The 17552-nt window shown below is 61.3% G+C and carries 17 protein-coding genes; 12 read left to right on the top strand and 5 right to left on the bottom strand.

Annotated features, from left to right (window positions below; all coding sequences use genetic code 11):
• Nucleotides 1-55: 55 nt before the first annotated feature.
• Complete coding sequence (locus RC54_RS04945; RefSeq protein ID WP_058894446.1) at nucleotides 56-370, bottom strand: c-type cytochrome; 315 nt, start codon at nucleotides 368-370, stop codon at nucleotides 56-58.
• Nucleotides 371-590: 220 nt separating this feature from the next.
• Between RC54_RS04945 and RC54_RS04940 the strand changes: the two genes are divergently transcribed.
• The 6 genes from RC54_RS04940 to RC54_RS04915 all read left to right on the top strand — a co-directional run bounded on the left by RC54_RS04940 (nucleotide 591) and on the right by RC54_RS04915 (nucleotide 5010).
• Nucleotides 591-1493, top strand: coding sequence for a LysR family transcriptional regulator (locus tag RC54_RS04940; RefSeq protein ID WP_174526066.1), 903 nt, complete (start codon nucleotides 591-593; stop codon nucleotides 1491-1493).
• A gap of 89 nt (nucleotides 1494-1582) precedes the next feature.
• Nucleotides 1583-2419, top strand: coding sequence for a prolipoprotein diacylglyceryl transferase (gene lgt, locus RC54_RS04935; RefSeq protein ID WP_058894444.1), 837 nt, complete (start codon nucleotides 1583-1585; stop codon nucleotides 2417-2419).
• 274 nt (nucleotides 2420-2693) lie between these two features.
• The gene (locus tag RC54_RS04930) at nucleotides 2694-3263 is read left to right on the top strand and encodes a PAAR domain-containing protein (protein ID WP_082685980.1); all 570 of its coding nucleotides are present in this window, start codon (nucleotides 2694-2696) and stop codon (nucleotides 3261-3263) included.
• The gene (locus tag RC54_RS04925) at nucleotides 3260-4039 is read left to right on the top strand and encodes a peptidoglycan recognition protein family protein (RefSeq protein ID WP_061788901.1); all 780 of its coding nucleotides are present in this window, start codon (nucleotides 3260-3262) and stop codon (nucleotides 4037-4039) included. The genes RC54_RS04930 and RC54_RS04925 overlap by 4 nt, the downstream gene beginning before the upstream one ends.
• 32 nt (nucleotides 4040-4071) lie before the next feature.
• Complete coding sequence (locus RC54_RS04920) at nucleotides 4072-4338, top strand: hypothetical protein (RefSeq protein WP_169803997.1); 267 nt, start codon at nucleotides 4072-4074, stop codon at nucleotides 4336-4338.
• A 102-nt stretch (nucleotides 4339-4440) separates the two neighbouring features.
• Complete coding sequence (locus RC54_RS04915; RefSeq protein WP_058894440.1) at nucleotides 4441-5010, top strand: YdcF family protein; 570 nt, start codon at nucleotides 4441-4443, stop codon at nucleotides 5008-5010.
• Between the two features lie 96 nt (nucleotides 5011-5106).
• Here the strand turns inward: RC54_RS04915 and RC54_RS04910 are convergent, their stop codons facing one another.
• Complete coding sequence (locus RC54_RS04910) at nucleotides 5107-5736, bottom strand: bifunctional 4-hydroxy-2-oxoglutarate aldolase/2-dehydro-3-deoxy-phosphogluconate aldolase (RefSeq protein WP_044530296.1); 630 nt, start codon at nucleotides 5734-5736, stop codon at nucleotides 5107-5109.
• Nucleotides 5733-7604, bottom strand: coding sequence for a phosphogluconate dehydratase (gene edd / locus RC54_RS04905; RefSeq protein ID WP_058894439.1), 1872 nt, complete (start codon nucleotides 7602-7604; stop codon nucleotides 5733-5735). The genes RC54_RS04910 and edd overlap by 4 nt, the downstream gene beginning before the upstream one ends.
• 379 nt (nucleotides 7605-7983) lie before the next feature.
• Between edd and pgi the strand changes: the two genes are divergently transcribed.
• The 4 genes from pgi (at nucleotide 7984) to tal (ending at nucleotide 13099) form a co-directional block, all read left to right on the top strand.
• Nucleotides 7984-9645: a glucose-6-phosphate isomerase gene (pgi, locus tag RC54_RS04900; RefSeq protein WP_061788900.1), complete on the top strand. Its 1662-nt coding sequence runs from the start codon at nucleotides 7984-7986 to the stop codon at nucleotides 9643-9645.
• A 48-nt stretch (nucleotides 9646-9693) separates the two neighbouring features.
• A complete protein-coding gene (gene zwf, locus RC54_RS04895) occupies nucleotides 9694-11160 on the top strand; it encodes a glucose-6-phosphate dehydrogenase (RefSeq protein WP_061788899.1) in 1467 nt (488 codons plus the stop codon).
• 38 nt (nucleotides 11161-11198) lie between these two features.
• A complete protein-coding gene (locus RC54_RS04890) occupies nucleotides 11199-12053 on the top strand; it encodes an SIS domain-containing protein (RefSeq protein WP_034310514.1) in 855 nt (284 codons plus the stop codon).
• A 110-nt stretch (nucleotides 12054-12163) separates the two neighbouring features.
• A complete protein-coding gene (tal, locus tag RC54_RS04885) occupies nucleotides 12164-13099 on the top strand; it encodes a transaldolase (RefSeq protein WP_058894436.1) in 936 nt (311 codons plus the stop codon).
• Between the two features lie 98 nt (nucleotides 13100-13197).
• Here the strand turns inward: tal and RC54_RS04880 are convergent, their stop codons facing one another.
• Together RC54_RS04880 and rpiB are read right to left on the bottom strand one after the other, a co-directional pair.
• Nucleotides 13198-14157, bottom strand: a complete 960-nt coding sequence (locus tag RC54_RS04880) for a sugar-binding transcriptional regulator (protein WP_017453809.1) — start codon at nucleotides 14155-14157, stop codon at nucleotides 13198-13200.
• A gap of 71 nt (nucleotides 14158-14228) precedes the next feature.
• Nucleotides 14229-14690: a ribose 5-phosphate isomerase B gene (rpiB, locus tag RC54_RS04875; protein ID WP_058894435.1), complete on the bottom strand. Its 462-nt coding sequence runs from the start codon at nucleotides 14688-14690 to the stop codon at nucleotides 14229-14231.
• A gap of 297 nt (nucleotides 14691-14987) precedes the next feature.
• Between rpiB and RC54_RS04870 the strand changes: the two genes are divergently transcribed.
• Nucleotides 14988-16466, top strand: a complete 1479-nt coding sequence (locus RC54_RS04870; RefSeq protein ID WP_061788898.1) for a sugar ABC transporter ATP-binding protein — start codon at nucleotides 14988-14990, stop codon at nucleotides 16464-16466.
• A 72-nt stretch (nucleotides 16467-16538) separates the two neighbouring features.
• Nucleotides 16539-17525 carry an ABC transporter permease gene (locus RC54_RS04865; RefSeq protein ID WP_061788897.1) on the top strand — a complete coding sequence of 329 codons (987 nt, stop codon included), beginning with the start codon at nucleotides 16539-16541 and terminating at the stop codon, nucleotides 17523-17525.
• The last annotated feature ends 27 nt before the right edge of the window (nucleotides 17526-17552 follow it).

Raw genomic sequence — 17552 nt, 5'->3', positions numbered from 1 at the left:
GCAGAAATTAAAAAGGAGACCGCAGTCTCCTTTTCTCATGACGTGCTACCCAGCCTCACTTCAGGCTCAGGATCCACTTCACCAACTGATGCGCCTCGGCCTCGGTCACCTGGCCCTTGTTGGCCGGCATGGCCACCGGGCCCCAGACGCCGCTGCCGCCGTCGAGCACCTTCTTGACCAGCTTGGCTTCGGCATCCTTCTGGCCGGCATATTTCTTGGCCACTTCCTTGTAGGCGGGGCCGACGATCTTGGCATCCACCGAATGGCAGGCCATGCAATTCTTGGATTTGGCCAATTGCTCATTGGCCATGGCTTGGGCCGACATGGCCGATCCGGCCACCAAGGTGGCGATCAACAACAGGTATTTCATTAGGGGCTCCTCAGCAAGCGGTGAACGGACTGGCCTGCAGCAGCATTCTCAAGGCGCTTCACAGGCGGGGCTATTCTACCCGGCTTGCCGTGCGCATCCCTATCTACCGTGGCGTATATCTGTCATAGATCAAATTCCATGAGGGAAATACCGCGTCTTGCCGCGAGCCAATGCCGGGGATATCATAGACGCCCGACTCATTCGGATCCGCTATCAGTCCATGTCCGACTATCCCCGCCTGGAACTGCGCCAGCTCCGCTACTTTGCCGCCGTGGCCGAGGAAAAGCACTTCGGCCGCGCCGCCGCCCGCCTGCACATGACCCAGCCGCCGCTGTCGCAGACCATCGCCGCGCTGGAAGAGCAACTGGGCACGCCACTGTTCCAGCGCACCAAGCGTAGCGTCGCGCTGACCCCGGCCGGTGCCGCATTGCTGCCCGAGGTGCAACGCATCCTGCAACAGGCCGCGGCCCTACCCGACCTGGCTCGGCGCGCCGCCAGCGGGGCCTCGGGGCTCTTGTCACTTTCCTTCATATCCAGCGCCGACTACAGCATCCTGCCCCCGCTACTACAGCGCTTTCGGGCGCGTTATCCGCAGGTACAGATCGAATTGCGCGAAGCCACCACCGATATCCAGCTCGACGACCTGATTCAGGGCAAGATCGACGCCGGCCTGCTGTTGCCGCCGCTGCCGGAAAAAGCCGCCGCGCTGCTGGATGTGCGGCCGGTGCTGTCGGAGCCACTGATTGCCGCCCTGCCCGAAGGCGCCGTCAAGAGACGCGGGCCGGTCTCCTTGAAGAGCCTGCGCGAACTGCCGCTGATCATCTTCCCGCGCCGCATCGCCCCGGCCTTCCATGACACCATCCTGTCCTGCTTTCGCGACGCCGGGGTGACGCCTCACATCGACCAGGAAGCGATCCAGATGCAGACCATCGTCGGCCTGGTGTCGGCTGGCATGGGAATGGCGCTTGTGCCACAATCCGTGTCGAATCTGAAACGCCCGGGCGTGGACTATCGCCGGCTCTCGGACGCGGCACCGTCCATCCAGACCGGCCTGGCTTGGCGTCGCGACAATCCCTCTGGTGTCTTGCGCGCGCTGCTGGAATTACTGGACGCCCCGGACTGATCCCGCCGCCTGGGAACCGGAGCCGGCGAACTTGCGCCGTCGGCCGTGTTCCAACCGCCGTTCCGCCTAACAACAGAAAGATCAAACTCATGCTCGTTCATCCTATGCCCGACCCGGTTGCCTTCCACATCGGGCCGCTGGCCGTCCACTGGTACGGCCTCATGTACCTGCTGGCATTCGCCCAATTCATCGCCGTGGGCCGCCTGCGCATCAAGCAACCCCACATCGCCGCGGTAGGCTGGAAGAAGGAGGACCTGGACGACATGCTCTTCTATGGCGTGCTCGGGGTCGTCTTGGGCGGGCGGTTGGGCGAGATCCTGTTCTACAACCCGGCCTATTATTTCGCCCATCCGGCTGACATGATCGCGGTCTGGAAGGGTGGCATGTCCTTCCACGGCGGCTTCCTCGGGGTATTGCTGGCGATGTACCTGTGGGGGCGCAAGCGCGGGCGCAACCTGATGGACATCATGGATTTCATCGCCCCGCTGGTGCCGCTGGGCTATGCAGCCGGCCGCCTGGGCAACTTCATCAATGCCGAACTGCCGGGCCGTCCGGCCGATCCTTCGCTGCCCTGGGCCATGATCTGGCCCAATGTGGACAACATCCCGCGCCATCCCTCGCCGATCTACCAGATGCTGGTCGATGGCATCCTGCTGTTCATCATCCTGTGGATCTACGCGCGCCACGCCCGCCCGCGCATGGCGGTGGCGGCCATGTTCTCGCTGCTGTACGGCTGCGCGCGCTTCTTCACCGAGTATTTCCGCGTGCCGGACTATGAAGTGCACTTCGGCGGCATCACCATCTCGGCCGGACAGATGCTGTCGGTGCCCATGATCGTGCTGGGCATTATCCTGCTGGTGCTGGCTTACAAGTTGAAGCAGCAGGCGCAGGGGCCGGTGGAGCCGACGGTGGCTGCCAAGGAATAAAAAAGTAAAAGCAGGCAAAGGAAAAGGGCGGGTAGCGAATCAATCGCTCCCGCCCTTTTTCTTGAACTCGAGCTTGATGCCATAACCGATATTTTTCGAAAGTGCTGCCTTTGTTCTCAAGTTGAAGGGCTTTTTCTGGTTGGCGAACCGTACACTCGCGCCTCTGTTCGCATGCTGAAGATCGCATGCTGTCCTGAGATTTTGTGATGGCTGCATTCGCTGATAACCGGAAAGAGCAAGATGAAATACGAGGCATTCGCGGGAGGGCTGCAAATTGGCTAAGCGCCCTATAATCCGCTACGGCGACCGAACCACGCATGGCGGGACAGTCATCAGCGCCGATCATACATTCGCTGTTTATGGCAAGTCCGTAGCACGTATCGGCGACTTGGTGTCTTGCCCACACTGCAAAGGAACATTTCCCATCGTCACAGGAGCTCCATCTATGTGGAGCAGCCAGAACGTCGCCAGACAGGATGACATCACCTCATGCGGCGCAAAACTGATTGCCAGCCAAAGCACCGCTACCATTGACGACGATTCTGCGGTTTCCGCGTCGTTTGCAGAAGCCTCGGCGTATCTCTCACCACTCGCCCCCGCACTCCCTGATGACGATCAACCCTGTGCAATCAGGTTTCAGGCACTTGATCCAGAAACTGGAGAGCCGGCCCCAAAATGTATCTACATACTGACGCGGGAAAACAGCACACAGCATGGCGGCATCACGGACCGAAAAGGCTACACCGAAATCATTGAGACCAAGCGACCCGAGCACGTCGGGGTCCACTTCATGTTCAAGTCGCCCAAGGGGAGCAATATCGATCGGGAGGATTTGGCAGTATGAGTAATACAAATCACGACGACCTCAAGAAGGGGCCCTTCGACACCTGGGCTACCACGGAAGCCAGGCGAGGAGCGGAAATCAAAACGGTACACGTGAAGGTCAATTCCAAAGCAGCTACCAGACAGGCTATCATCGCGGATATTAGACGCAAGAAATTCGACTTCAGAACGCATTCCGATTGGAAAGCAAAAGAACCGGCAAAGAATCCCGGGGCAGACTGGGACTATAAGGCGATTGCAATACACCATGCCGGAAATAGCTATAACTGTGCTGCAGATGGGTTGACAGAATTGCGAAGAGCCGAAACAACGGACATCAAGTCATTCGGGAATCTCAGTTACCACTATGCAATCGACTGCCAAGGCGTGATTTATGAAGCCCTTGATATTCGCTTTCTAGGCGCGCACATCGAGGGCGGCAACTCCGGAGTGATTGGAATCGTTTTCTTGAATGACCTAAGTGTCCGTGGAGAAGCTGCAAAACATGGACCAGGAGCATGGAGCGTCATGAAGAAACGTGGCTTCAGAGCCGGGGTCGCCGAATGGATAGGGGAGCAAAAGGACAAATTAGACGTCACCCAGGACGACCCGACTGAAAATCAGCTTGATGCAGCAGCCGCATTGATCACAACACTACTTCAGTTTTTCGAGATTAAGATACTTGGCGGCCATCGTGAGTTTGCGAAAACTCATGGCAGCAACCGACCATGTCCTGGCGTCTATGGAATGATTGTCGTGGAAATGATGCGTCGAGATTTCAATTTGATGCCGCCATGAGAAGCCTATCGTTCAAGAAGAAGCTCGCAGTAGTGGCAGCACTTTTCGTGTGGCCATTTGTCGGTATAGAGCGGATCGTTGGTGATCACGAAATGGGAGTCTCTTGGGAACCATTCTTTAAGCATCGCCCCTCCTTGCAATTCCGTTTCTCAAATCCCGCACAAAAAGGGCTTGATATCATCCCGGTCGATGAACTTTCAATTTCAGAGCGGGCAGACTTCAAACAATATTGTGAACAGCGCTTCGGCGAAGCCGATCCATACGAATGCTACGCAAGGCTCGCTGACCGAGCCATCTAAAACTTAGAACACAGCCTCATCTTGATACTCGTGGGGACATGATCTGTCATAAGCAATGGATTAGCTTGGCGCCGCTCAACGCAAACATATCCCAACTTATCAATGAAAAGACTCATCATTATCGCGACATGCTTCATATTGATCGTCATGACATGTCTGCTGGGCACCGTGCTGACCGGCCTGTTCGATGACATCCAGGTGAGCGATGTAGGCATCGTACTCGGATCCAAGGTCATGCCGGACGAAACGCCTTCTGACCGCCTGCGCGCAAGGCTGGACAAGACCGCCGATCTGTATCGGCAAGGCATGTTCCGGCACATCATCGTCAGCGGAGGCACAGGCAAGGAGGGGTTCAACGAGGCTCAAGTCATGGCAGCCTACCTGAGCGAATGGCGATCCGTGCCCCGCTCGGCCATCCTTCTTGATGAGCAAGGCAACACCACCAGGGCAACGGCTGTCAACAGCGCAGCCATCATGCAGGCCCATGGTTTCAAGAGCGCCCTGGTCGTCACGCAGTTCTTCCACGTTGCGCGAAGTCGTTATGCGCTGCGCCTTGTCGGCATCGATACCGTTCATTCGGCACATGCCGACTACTTTGAAACCCGTGATTTCTATTCACTGGTACGCGAAATGATCGCACTACCGGCCTACTGGCTAAGCACCAGGAAATGACCACAACAAAAAACCTCGGCTGCAAACCGAGGCTTTCCGGGTGAATCAGACGATATGTGAAATACACTACCGTCTTCTCTCAAGGCTGCAGAAAACTCAACCCTTCTTCAACGCAGCCGCCGCCTTGGCAATCTCGGTGATCTTGTCCCAGTCACCCGCCTCAATGGCGGCCTTCGGGGTCAGCCAGGAACCGCCCACGCACACCACATTCTTGCAGGCCAGGAACTGCGGTGCGGTCTCTTGCGTGATGCCACCGGTCGGGCAGAAGGAGACATCGGCCAAGGGCCCTGCAATGCCGTTGAGCATACCGATGCCGCCTGCCGGCACGGCCGGGAACAGCTTCAGTTGGCGGAAGCCTGCCTCGCGTGCGGCCATCACTTCGGAGGGCGTCATCACGCCCGGCAGCAACGGCAGACCGCTGCGCTTGGCGGCTTCGATCAACGCCGGGGTCAGGCCGGGCGATACACCGAAGACGGCGCCGGCATCACGCGAGGCCGTGAATTCTTCCGGTGCAGTCAAGGTGCCCACGCCGACGATGGCCTCAGGCACCTGCTCGGCAATGGCGCGGATGGCCGGCAGGCCGTGTTCAGTGCGCAGCGTGACTTCCAGCACGCGGATGCCGCCTGCCACCAAAGCGCGCGCCAGCGGCACGGCGTGTTCGAACTTGTCGATGGCGATCACCGGAATGACCGGCGAGGCGCGCATGATTTCCAGTGTGGTCTTCATACCGTGGCTTTCTCTTTCTCAAAAATCGGCGGCAGGCCGAAGGTGGCGCCGCCCTCTTCTGCGGTTCCCACCGCGTTGCGGAACAGGCTGAACAATTCGCGGCCCATGCCGTGCTGGTTACCCGACAGGTCAGCGCTGTCCTGCGCACGGGCTTCCCATTCGGCGGCTTCGACCTTGGCCTGCAGGGTACCGGTCTCGGCATCCAGGCGGATGATGTCGCCATTGCGCACCCGGCCCAGCGGGCCACCGCCCAGCACTTCGGGCGTGACGTGGATGGCCGCCGGCACCTTGCCCGATGCGCCCGACATGCGACCATCGGTGACCAGCGCCACGTGACGGCCCTTGTCCTGCAGGATACCCAGCGCCGGGGTCAGGGCGTGCAGCTCGGGCATGCCGTTGGCGCGCGGGCCCTGGAAGCTGATCACGGCCACGAAATCGCGGTCCAGCTCGCCCGCCTTGAAGGCCGCCATGAAGGCTTCCTGCGAGTGGAACACCACGGCCGGGGCTTCCACCACGCGATGCTCGGGCTTGACCGCCGAGATCTTGATGACGGCACGGCCCAGGTTGCCTTGCAGCAGTTTCAGGCCACCGTCTGCGGCGAAGGGCTTGGCCACCGTGCCCAGCACGCCTTCATCACCGCTCTGGGCGGGGGCGTCATGCCAGGTGACGATGCCGGGACGACCGTTCTCGCCTTCGGCCGCCAGCATCGGCTCCTTGCAGTGCTGGCGCAGACCCTGGCCGAGGATGGTGGTGACGTCGTCATGCATCAGGCCGGCATCGATCAGTTCGCGCAGCACGAAACCGGTGCCACCCGCGGCGTGGAAGTGGTTCACGTCGGCGCTGCCGTTGGGATAGATCCTGGTGATCAGCGGCACCACGGCCGAGAGCTTGTCGAAGTCGTCCCAGTCAATCACGATGCCGGCCGCCTTGGCGATGGCCACCAGGTGCAGGGTGTGGTTGGTGGAGCCGCCCGTGGCGTGCAGCGCGACGATGGCGTTGACGATGGCCTTCTCATCGATCATGCGTCCTACCGGGGTGTATTGCGAACCGAGGTCGGTGATCTTGGCGGCCTGCTTGGCAGCGGCCGCGGTGAGCGCATCGCGCAGCGGGGTGTTGGGGGTGATGAAGGCGGCGCCCGGCAGGTGCAGGCCCATGGCTTCCATCAACATCTGGTTGCTGTTGGCGGTCCCGTAGAAAGTGCAGGTACCGGCGCCGTGGTAGGACTTCGCTTCGGCTTCCAGCAGTTCGGCGCGGCCGATCTTGCCGGACGTGTAGAGCTGGCGGATCTTGACCTTGTCGCTATTGCTCATGCCGCTGGTCATGGGGCCGGCCGGTACGAACACGGCCGGCAGGTGACCGAAATGCAGTGCGCCGATCAACAGGCCCGGCACGATCTTGTCGCACACGCCCAAGTACAGCGCGGCGTCGAACATGTTATGCGACAACGCCACCGCAGTGGCCATGGCGATGGTGTCGCGCGAGAACAGCGACATTTCCATGCCGCTCTGGCCTTGCGTGACGCCATCGCACATGGCCGGGGTGCCACCGGCGAACTGCGCCACGGCGCCGGCTTCACGGGCGGCTTCCTTGATGATCTGGGGGAAACGCTCGAAGGGCTGGTGCGCCGAGAGCATGTCGTTGTAGGCCGAAACGATGGCCAGGGAGGGTGCCTTGTCTTCCTTCAACTTCAGCTTGTCATTGGCGGGGAAGGCGGCGAAGCCGTGGGCCAGATTGGTACAGGCCAGCGCGCCGCGCTGTGCGCCCTTGCGGCGGGCCGCTTCCAGGCGTTCGAGATAAGCGGTCCGATAGGGACGACTACGTTCGGCGATGCGTTGGGTGACGCTGGCTAAGGTAGCGTTGAGAGGCATTGTCGGTTTCCTGTTAGCGTTAACACTGTAATTTTACTACACAATTTTGGCCGAATGAAATCATACACTTAGACCCTCGCAGCAGGCCAGCGCCGCGCGTCTTTTCATTGGTCGCGAACAATCCGCTTCAAAAGCCTTATCACTTCGGACTTTAATCAACGCCGCGACCATGCCCGCCGGCAATGTAATAGGGGCGTCATAAACTGTAGTGAAACTACCACTTGGGCGCTAATTGATGTATAGTCTGCTACGTTACTCCGAGAACATGAACGCGGCCAGCAGTGTGTCCTTGTATCACGCACTGCGCATCGCTCGTACTGATGACTCGTATTACACGCATTGATGAGCCAGGCCACCACAGCCAACCGACATCCAACTCATGCATACCACCGCCCTGACCGACACGGCCGCCTACCAGGCATTGCAAGCCCATCATGCCACGGCAGTTCAATGGCACCTGCGCGATCTGTTCGCCCAGCAACCCGACCGCTTCGAACGTATGCACGTGCGCGCTGCCGGGCTCTTGCTGGACTATTCCAAGAACCGCATCAACGCCGACACGCTGGCGCTGCTGATGAACCTGGCGCGCGAGCGCGGGGTGGAAGCACTGCGCGAGGCCATGTTCAGCGGCGAGAAGATCAACTTTACCGAACATCGCGCGGTCTTGCACACCGCACTGCGCGCCCCGCTTGATGCCTGTGACACCCAAGTGGACGGACAAGCGGTGGCGCCGGAGGTTCATCGGGTCTTGCAGCACATGCGCAGCTTTTCCGAGCAGGTGCGCAGCGGTGCCTGGCGCGGCTATACCGGACGCGAGATTACCGACATCGTCAACATCGGCATCGGCGGCTCCTTCCTCGGCCCGCAGATGGTCTGCACGGCCCTGCGCGACTACCAACATGCGCGCCTGACGGCGCACTTCGTCTCCAACGTGGATGGCCACGACCTTGATGAGGTGCTCTCGCGCATCGATCCCGAGACCACGCTGTTCATCGTCGCCTCCAAGACCTTCACCACGCAGGAAACCATGCTCAACGCCAAGTCGGCGCGCGCCTGGTTCTTGCAATACGGCAAGCAGCAAGATCTGGCCCGGCACTTCGTGGCAGTCTCCACCAATGCCGCCGAGGTCGCTGCGTTCGGCATCGATACGGCCAACATGTTCCCCTTCTGGGACTGGGTCGGCGGCCGCTACTCCGTATGGTCGGCCATCGGCCTGCCGGTGGCGCTGCTGATCGGCTACGAACATTTCGCCCAGTTCCTGGCCGGTGCCCACGACATGGACCGCCACTTCTGCGAAGCGCCACTGGAAACCAACATGCCGGTGATCCAGGCTCTGGTGGGCATCTGGAACCGCAACTTCCTCGATAGTGCCTCGCTGACCATCGCGCCCTATCACCAATGGCTGCGCTTCTTCCCGGCCTATCTCCAGCAGCTGGACATGGAGAGCAACGGCAAGCGCATCACGCGTGACGGCACACCGGTGTCGGTACAGACCTGTCCGGCCATCTGGGGCGACGTCGGCACCAACGGCCAGCACGCCTACTTCCAGTTGCTGCACCAGGGCACGGACATCACGCCCATCGATTTCATCGCCGTACTCAAACCTTCACACAACATTGCCGAACATCAGGCCACGCTGCTGGCCAACTGCTTTGCACAGTCCGAAGCATTCATGCGCGGCAAGGACGCCGCCGAAGTGCGTGCCGACCTGCAGGCACAAGGCGTGCCGGAAGTGGAACTTGCGGCACTGGTCCCGCACAAAACCTTCACCGGCAACCGCCCCAGCAATACCCTGCTGCTGCCCGAACTGAGCCCGCACGCCCTGGGTGCGATGATTGCGCTGTACGAACACAAGACCTTCGTCCAGGGGGCGATCTGGGGCATCAACAGCTTCGACCAGTGGGGGGTGGAACTGGGCAAGGTCCTGGCCAAGACCATCCTGGCCGAACTGAAGTCCGATGCCGCACCCGATGCAGCACGCCACGATGCCTCCACCAGCGCGCTGATCGCGCTGGCGCGCCAGGCATTGCAGGAAAACTAACGTAGCGCGGCAAGGCGCTACTTCACGCACACAGAGACAACACACGACATGGCTACTTCTGATTTCGATCTGGTTTTATTCGGCGGCACCGGCGACCTCTCCATGCGCAAGCTGCTGCCGGCGCTCTACGCGCGTGACCGTGGTCGCGACCTGCCCCCCAATGCACGCATCATCTGCCTGGGCCGCGAAGAAAAATCACGCGAGGATTTCCTGAAGCTGGTGGAAAAGGATTCCAAACCCCACGTCCCCCCCTCCAACCTGGACGCTGCTGTCTGGGAACGCTTCACCAACCGCCTGCAATACGCCTCGGTCAATGCCAAGGACGCCGCCAGCTTCGCTCATCTGAAGGAAGCCCTGCGCGATATCGACGGCCTGGCCCGCGTGTTCTACTTGGCCACGCCGCCCAGCCTGTTTGCCTCGATCTGCGAGCACCTCTCCAAGGCCGGACTGGTCACTCCGAGCGCGCGCGTGGTGCTGGAGAAACCGCTGGGCCGCGACCTGGAAAGCGCGCGCGACATCAATGCGCAAGTGGGTCGCTTCTTCCAGGAATCGCAGATCTTCCGTATCGACCACTATCTGGGCAAAGAAGCGGTGCAGAACCTGCTGGCGTTGCGCTTTGGCAATGTGCTGTTCGAACCGCTGTGGCGGCGTGAATGGATTTCCGATGTGCAGATCACCATCGCCGAAGAACTCGGCGTAGGTGGCCGCTTCGACTACTACGACACCTCCGGCGCGCTGCGCGACATGCTGCAGAACCACCTGTTGCAACTGCTGTGTATCGTCGCCATGGAACCGCCCGTCTCCAATTCGGCTGACGCCGTGCGGGACGAAAAACTGAAGGTGCTGCGCTCACTGAAACGCTTCACCCCGACCACACTGGCCATGAACGTGGTGCGCGGCCAATATCGCGCCGGTCACGTCGATGGCGTGGCCGTGCCCGCCTATCGCAAGGAAGCCGACGCCAATCCCGATTCGCGCACCGAAACCTACGTCGCGGTCAAGGCCGAGATCGATACCTGGCGCTGGGCCGGCGTGCCCTTCTACCTGCGCACCGGCAAGCGCATGGCCGATTCGCTGGCCGAGATCGTGGTGCGCTTCAAGAGCGTGCCGCACTCCATCTTCGCGCACCAGAACGACACCCCCAACTGCCTGGTGATCCGCCTGCAGCCCGATGAAGGGCTGCACATGAACCTGATGGCCAAGCAGCCGGGCGACGGAATGCGCCTGCGTCCGGTCGAGCTGGAACTGGACTTCCGCGAGAAGTTCAAGACCCCGCGCATGGATGCCTACGAGCGCCTGCTGCTGGACGTGCTGCGTGGTCACCTGACGCTCTTCATGCGCAGCGACGAACTGGAAGCCGCCTGGGAATGGGTGGAGCCGATCCTCAATTATTGGGACCAGCAGGAAGCTGACCCGGTGCCCTACAACGCCGGCACCTGGGGACCGGCTGCGGCCAGTGCCCTGATCGGTCGCGACGGCCTGCAGTGGCGTGAAGAAGCCTTGCCAGAGGTCTGACCTCCGCCTCATCGCCTCACCAGGTCAACCTCATGTCCATGCTGCTCGACTCCATTCGCACCCACATCAACTCCCTCTCCAAGTCGGAGAAGAAGGTGGCGGCGACCATCCTCGCCAATCCACAACTGGCGCTGGCGGAGAACCTGACGGCGCTGGCCAAGAATGCGGAAGTGTCGGAACCGACCGTGATCCGCTTCTGCCGCGCCATCGGTTACGAGGGCTGGCATGACTTCAAGCTCAAGCTGGCACAGAGCCTGGCGCTGGCCTTGCCCGGCGCCGACGAGACACTGGCCCAGGATGACCTGGCCGCCGATCTGGTCAACAAGATCTGCAGCCGTTCCATCAACACCCTACTGGACCTGCGCAACCACCTGAACCCGGATGCCATCCAGCTGGCGCTGGACGTGCTGGCGCGCGCCAACAAGATCGAGTTCTACGGCCAGGGCACCTCCGGCATCGTGGCCAACGACGCCCAGCACAAGTTCTTCCGCTCGGGCGTGCCCACCGTGGCCTACTCCGACCCGCACATCCACAGCATTGCCGCCTCGCTTCTGAAGGCCGGCGATTGCGTGGTGGCCATTTCGCAGCGCGGCGGCAACGCCGCCCTGCTGCGCTCGATCCAGTTGGCGCGCAAGGGTGGCGCCGACATCATCGTGCTGGGCCCCTCCGGCACCCCGCTGGCCGAATTGGCCACGGTACTGGTGCCCATCGATCTATCCTTCAACATCGATCCCTACACGCCGATCTCGGCGCGCCTGGCGCATCTGGTGGTGATCGATATCCTGGCGGTGGGCCTGGCCTTGCGGCGCGGACCGGAATTCCGCAAGAAAATGCAGAACGCGCAGAAGTCGCTGCAGAAGTTCGACATGCAATTCGACTCCTTCTTCCGCTGAGGTCAACATCAGAAGCAGTAGATCAAGGATCAGTGATTCAACGACAGACAAGGGATGACCATTGCGTACAATGTCACCCACATTCTTCACCTCCAGCAACAGGATTTTCCATGAGCCAGCTTGAACAGTTGAAGCAGTACACCACCATCGTGGCCGACACCGGCGACTTCCAGGCGATGAAGGCCTTCGCACCCCAGGACGCCACCACCAATCCCTCGCTGATCCTGAAGGCTGTACAGAAGGCCGAGTACCAGCCGCTGCTGGAGTCCGTCGTCAAGGCGCACGCCGGCAAGAGCACCGATGAGATCATCGACCGCCTGCTGATCGCCTTCGGCCTGGAAATCCTCAAACTCATCCCGGGACGTGTCTCCACCGAGACCGATGCGCGCCTGTCCTTCGACACCGAAGGCACGGTCGCCAAGGGCCGCGAACTGATCCGCCTGTATGAAGAAGCCGGTATCGCCCGCGAGCGCGTGTTGATCAAGATCGCCTCCACCTGGGAAGGCATCCGCGCCGCCGAGATCCTGGAACAGGATGGCATCCGCTGCAACCTGACCCTGCTGTTCTCGCTGCCGCAAGCCATTGCCTGCGCCGAAGCCCGTGTGCAACTGATCTCGCCCTTCGTCGGTCGCATCTACGACTGGTACAAGAAGTCCACCGGCCAGGAATACACCGGCAGCGACGACCCGGGCGTGCAGTCGGTCAAGGCGGTGTACAACTATTACCGCAAGTTCGGTTACGCCACCGAAGTGATGGGCGCGAGCTTCCGCAATACGTCGCAGATCGTCGAGCTGGCCGGTTGCGACCTGCTTACCATCAGCCCGGACTTGCTGCAAAAGCTGGCCGACAGCGATGCGCCAGTCGAGCGCAAGCTCAGCAAGGAAGCCGCTGATGCCGCCGACATCAAGCGCATCTCGCTGGACGAAAAGGCCTTCCGCCTGGCCTTGAACGCCGATGCCATGGCGACCGAAAAACTGGCCGAAGGCATCCGCCAGTTCGCCGCCGATGCGGTGAAACTGGAGCAGATCGTCGAAGCGCTGCGCTGAGTCGCGCACGACCACCCCCTGGGCCGCCGTCATGGTGGCCCGACCAACGACAAGGCCGCATCGATGACGATGCGGCCTTGTCGTTTGCCGAGCGCGCTTCAGCGCGCAGCCTGGCGGGTCGCCTCTTCCAAGGTCAGCAAGGTATGCGCAATGCTGTCGGTGGTAGCCAGGGTCTTGATCGTCCCGGTGCGCAAGGCGCCCAGCATGGCACTGGCCTTGCTGCTTTCGCTGGCCACCGCAATGACGTCGGGAATGCGCCGCAGGTCATCGACCGTCAGCCCGATGACACGGGAATGGGTCTCGGTGCGGGTCGGTTCACCCTGGATATTGATGAAGTCGTAGCCCATCATGTCGCCCACCGCCCCCTGGCGCTTGAGTTCCTGGATTTCCTGTGGCGTGAACCAGCCCATCCTGACCATCTGGCTGTCTTCATTGATATCGCCCACGCCGATCAAGGCCACATCGGCGCGCCGCGCCTTGTCCAGCGTGGGCCGCACCGCATCATTGGCCAGCAGCGCATCGCGCACGGCGGCGCTGTTGACCACCGCAGGCGCATAGAGCGTCTCGCTCTCGCCACCGAAGCGCGAGGCCAGGCGGCGGCAGATGTGGTCTGAATTCATCGTCTCGCCACCGCGATAGTAACCGCCGATACCACAGACGAAGGTGACGCTGCGTCGTGTGTTCGACACCGCATGTTCGGAAACGGCGTTGATGTTGCGGCCGATACCCACGGCCACGATGCTGTCATCGGTCAGGCTGCGGTCCAGGTGATTGGCGACCAGACCGGCCAGCATGGCGCGCTGGCGATCCTGGTCGTTGTGGCTCACCGAAATGAGCGCCCGCTCGATACCGAAGCGCTGCATCAACGCGTGCTCCAGTTCCAGGGTCTGCCCCGGATGATGGCGCACGCGGATCTCGACGATGCCCTCATCCTGGGCACGTTTGAGCATCCGCGCAATGGAAGCACGCGAAATCGAAAAGCGCTCCGACAACTCCTGCTGCGTCAGGCCATCGACGTAATACAAGGTGGCCAGACGCGTCAATTCATCCATGGACATGGAATCCCCCCTTTGCTCGCACCAGCATGAGCCTCGGGACTACGCCCGGTACGCGCCATGCAATGCCACGCCTACAGGCGCTTGGCATTGTGCAGATTGTGTTCATACGCTTTGATGCGCTCCAGTTTTTCGGTCGAGCGCCCACCTGAAAACTCCGCCGCCAGCCAGGTATCGACGATGGCCTTGGCCAACTCGGCCCCGACCACGCGCGCACCCAGCGTAATGATCTGGGCGTCATTGCTCTTGCTGGCGCGTTCGGCCGAATACGTGTCGTGGCATTGCGCCGCGCGCACACCCGGCACCTTGTTGGCCGAGATGGCCATGCCGATGCCCGTGCCACACAGCAGGACGGCACGCGCTATCGTCCCTTGCCGGATCTGTTCGGCCACCGCAAAGGCGATGTCGGGGTAAATCACGGGCTCCGTATCATGGGTGCCGAAGTCCACCACGTCAAGGCCTTTGGCCAGCAGATGGGCCCTGATGATTTCCTTGAGCGCATACGCCGCTTCATCACATCCGATCGCAATTTTCATCCTGATCTCCTCCTGTCGATGGTCTGTCTTTGATGTAAGCCACAAATATATTTAACCATCATTGATCAATTGTTCAACAGAAGACTAAAGCAAAAACGTCCTGACCACCACAAAAACCACGATTATTTGGCACATATTCTAATTTTTTACATAATTACAGCGCAATAAAGAAGAAAAAGTTATTTATCGTCGTGAACAAATGACCGTTGACAGCAAAAAGATTCTTTGCAATGATGCCCCCACAACAAACATTTAATCATCGCTGGACATTTGATCAGCGCATGAATGGAGACAGCCATGGCAGAGCTATTGCTGGAGGCACACGGGGTGAGCAAGGCCTTCAATGAGGTCGCCGCGCTCACCGATGGTCGCCTGCAACTCAAGCGCGGCAGCGTCCACGCCCTGTGCGGCGGCAACGGTGCCGGCAAATCGACCTTCCTGGGCATCCTGATGGGCTTGCTGCGGCGAGACAGCGGCGAGGTGAGCCTGAAGGGCAAGTCGGTGGATTTCCACTCGCCGGCCGAGGCGCTGGATCACCACATCGCCATCATCACGCAGGAGCTGTCACCGATTGCGGGCATGAGTGTGGCGGAGAATCTGTTTCTCGGTCGCGAACCGCGCATCGGCGGCATCTGCGTCAATACCCGCGCCATGCAACGGCAGGCCCAGGCCCTGCTGGACCGGCTGCAATTCCAGGTCGATGCCCGCGCACTCATGCAGGACCTGAGCCTGGCCCAGGTGCAACTGGTGGAAATCGCCAAGGCCTTCAGCCACGACTGCGACGTCATGATCATGGACGAACCCACCTCGGCCATCGGCGAGAAGGAAACCGAAGTGCTGTTTCGCGCCATCCGCAGCGTGGCCGCCCAAGGGGCCGGCATCATCTACGTCTCGCACCGGTTGTCGGAGATTTTCCAGATCGCCGACAGCTACACGGTGTTTCGCGACGGTCGCTACGTGCAGAGCGGACTGATGCGCGACATCGATCGCAGCGAGCTGGTCAAGGCCATCGTCGGCCGCACCCTGCAAGGACGGGAACGCAACCGCCGCCAGGGTGGCGCACCGGTACTGGCCACCGACACCTTGAGTCGTCATGGCGAATTCGAAGACATCTCCCTGCGCGTCCACGCCGGCGAAGTCGTAGGCATCTATGGCTTGATGGGGTCCGGTCGCAGCGAATACCTCAATTGCATCTATGGCCTGACCCGCGCCCACCGTGGCAGCGTCGCCCTGGCCGAGCGCCCTCTGCCCGCAGGCAAGCCTGCCGCCAGCATCGCCGCCGGGCTGTCGCTGGTGACCGAGGATCGTAAGGAAAGCGGCCTGGTGCTGTGCGCCTCGATCCAGGACAACATTGCCCTGGCCGCCTACCGCCGCCTGTCGCGCCTGCCGCTGATCCGGCGCCGCCGGGTCGAGACGCTGGTCGGACAGATGATCCAGCGATTGCAGATCAAGGTCAGTTCGCCCCATCTGCCGGTGTCATCGATGAGCGGCGGCAACCAGCAGAAGGTCGTGCTGGCGCGCTGCCTGTCCACCCAGCCGCGCTGCCTGCTGTGCGATGAACCCACGCGTGGCATCGATGAAGGGGCCAAGCGCGAGGTCTACCAGTTAATCGACCGTTTCGTCCACGAAGGCGGCGCGGCACTGGTGGTCTCTTCCGAAGCCCAGGAAATCCTCGACCTGTGCGACCGCATCGCCATCTTCAAGTCCGGTCGCATGGTGCAGGTGGTCGATGCCCATCGCACCACCCAGGAAGAACTGCTGCACCTGGCTTCGTGAGGCGATACCGCAGTGATGTGATACCGCCCTGCCGAAATGTTGTCCCGATGATGCTGAACCACTGAAGACACCATGATGACCAAACCCACCTCGCTCTCGGCCAATCGCCTGGCCTCGCCTTCCCTGACCAGCCTGCGCCAGGCCACTGCGCGCTACGGCGTGCTGGCGGCGCTGATCGTGCTCTGCCTGGCCCTGTCGCTGGCGACGCCCTACTTCATGACGCTGGAGAACTGGACCGACATCCTGCGCCAGACCTCCATCAACGGCATCCTCGCCATCGGCATGACCTATGTCGTGCTCACCGGCGGCATCGACCTGTCGGTGGGCGCACTACTGGCCTTCTCCGGCATGGTCGCGGCGTGGCTGGCCACCGGTGGCGGCTATTCGCCGGCCGTGGCGGTGCTGGCCGGACTGGGTGCCGGTGCCGGGCTGGGCGCCATCAGCGGCCTGTTGGTGGCGCGTCTGGCAGTGCCTTCCTTCGTGGCCACGCTGGGCATGTTGAGTGCGGCCCGCGGGGCCACCTACATCTACAACGATGGGATGCCGGTATCGGACCTGCCATCTGGCCTGCTGGCCATCGGTAGCGCCCAGATCCTGCACGTGCCGGTACCCATCGTGATCTTCGGCGTGGTCATCGCGCTGTCCTGGTTCGTGCTGCGCTTCACCGTCTATGGCCGCTACATCTACGCCGTGGGCGGCAATGCCAAAAGCGCCAAGACCAGCGGCATTGATCCCCGCAAGGTGTTCTTCGCCGTGTACGTGGTCAGCGGTCTGCTGGCCGGACTGGCCGGCGTACTGCTGGCTGCGCGTACCACCGCCGCATTGCCCCAGGCCGGCGTGTCCTACGAACTGGATGCGATTGCCGCCGTGGTCATCGGCGGCACCTCGCTCTCGGGTGGCACCGGCACTCTGGGCGGCACTGTGGTGGGTGCATTGCTCATCGGCGTCATCAACAACGGGCTCAACCTGCTCGGCGTGTCTTCCTATTACCAGCAAGTCATCAAGGGCGTGATCATCGTCGGCGCTGTCCTGCTGGATTCCTCGCGCAAGAAAAATTGAAGTCCAACAACAACCAACACGGAGACG

The organism is Herbaspirillum rubrisubalbicans (genome assembly GCF_003719195.1).
In the GTDB taxonomy this organism is placed as follows: domain Bacteria; phylum Pseudomonadota; class Gammaproteobacteria; order Burkholderiales; family Burkholderiaceae_D; genus Herbaspirillum; species Herbaspirillum rubrisubalbicans.
Note: the sequence above shows the minus strand (reverse complement) of the source record. Positions and strands in the feature narration are given on the sequence as shown.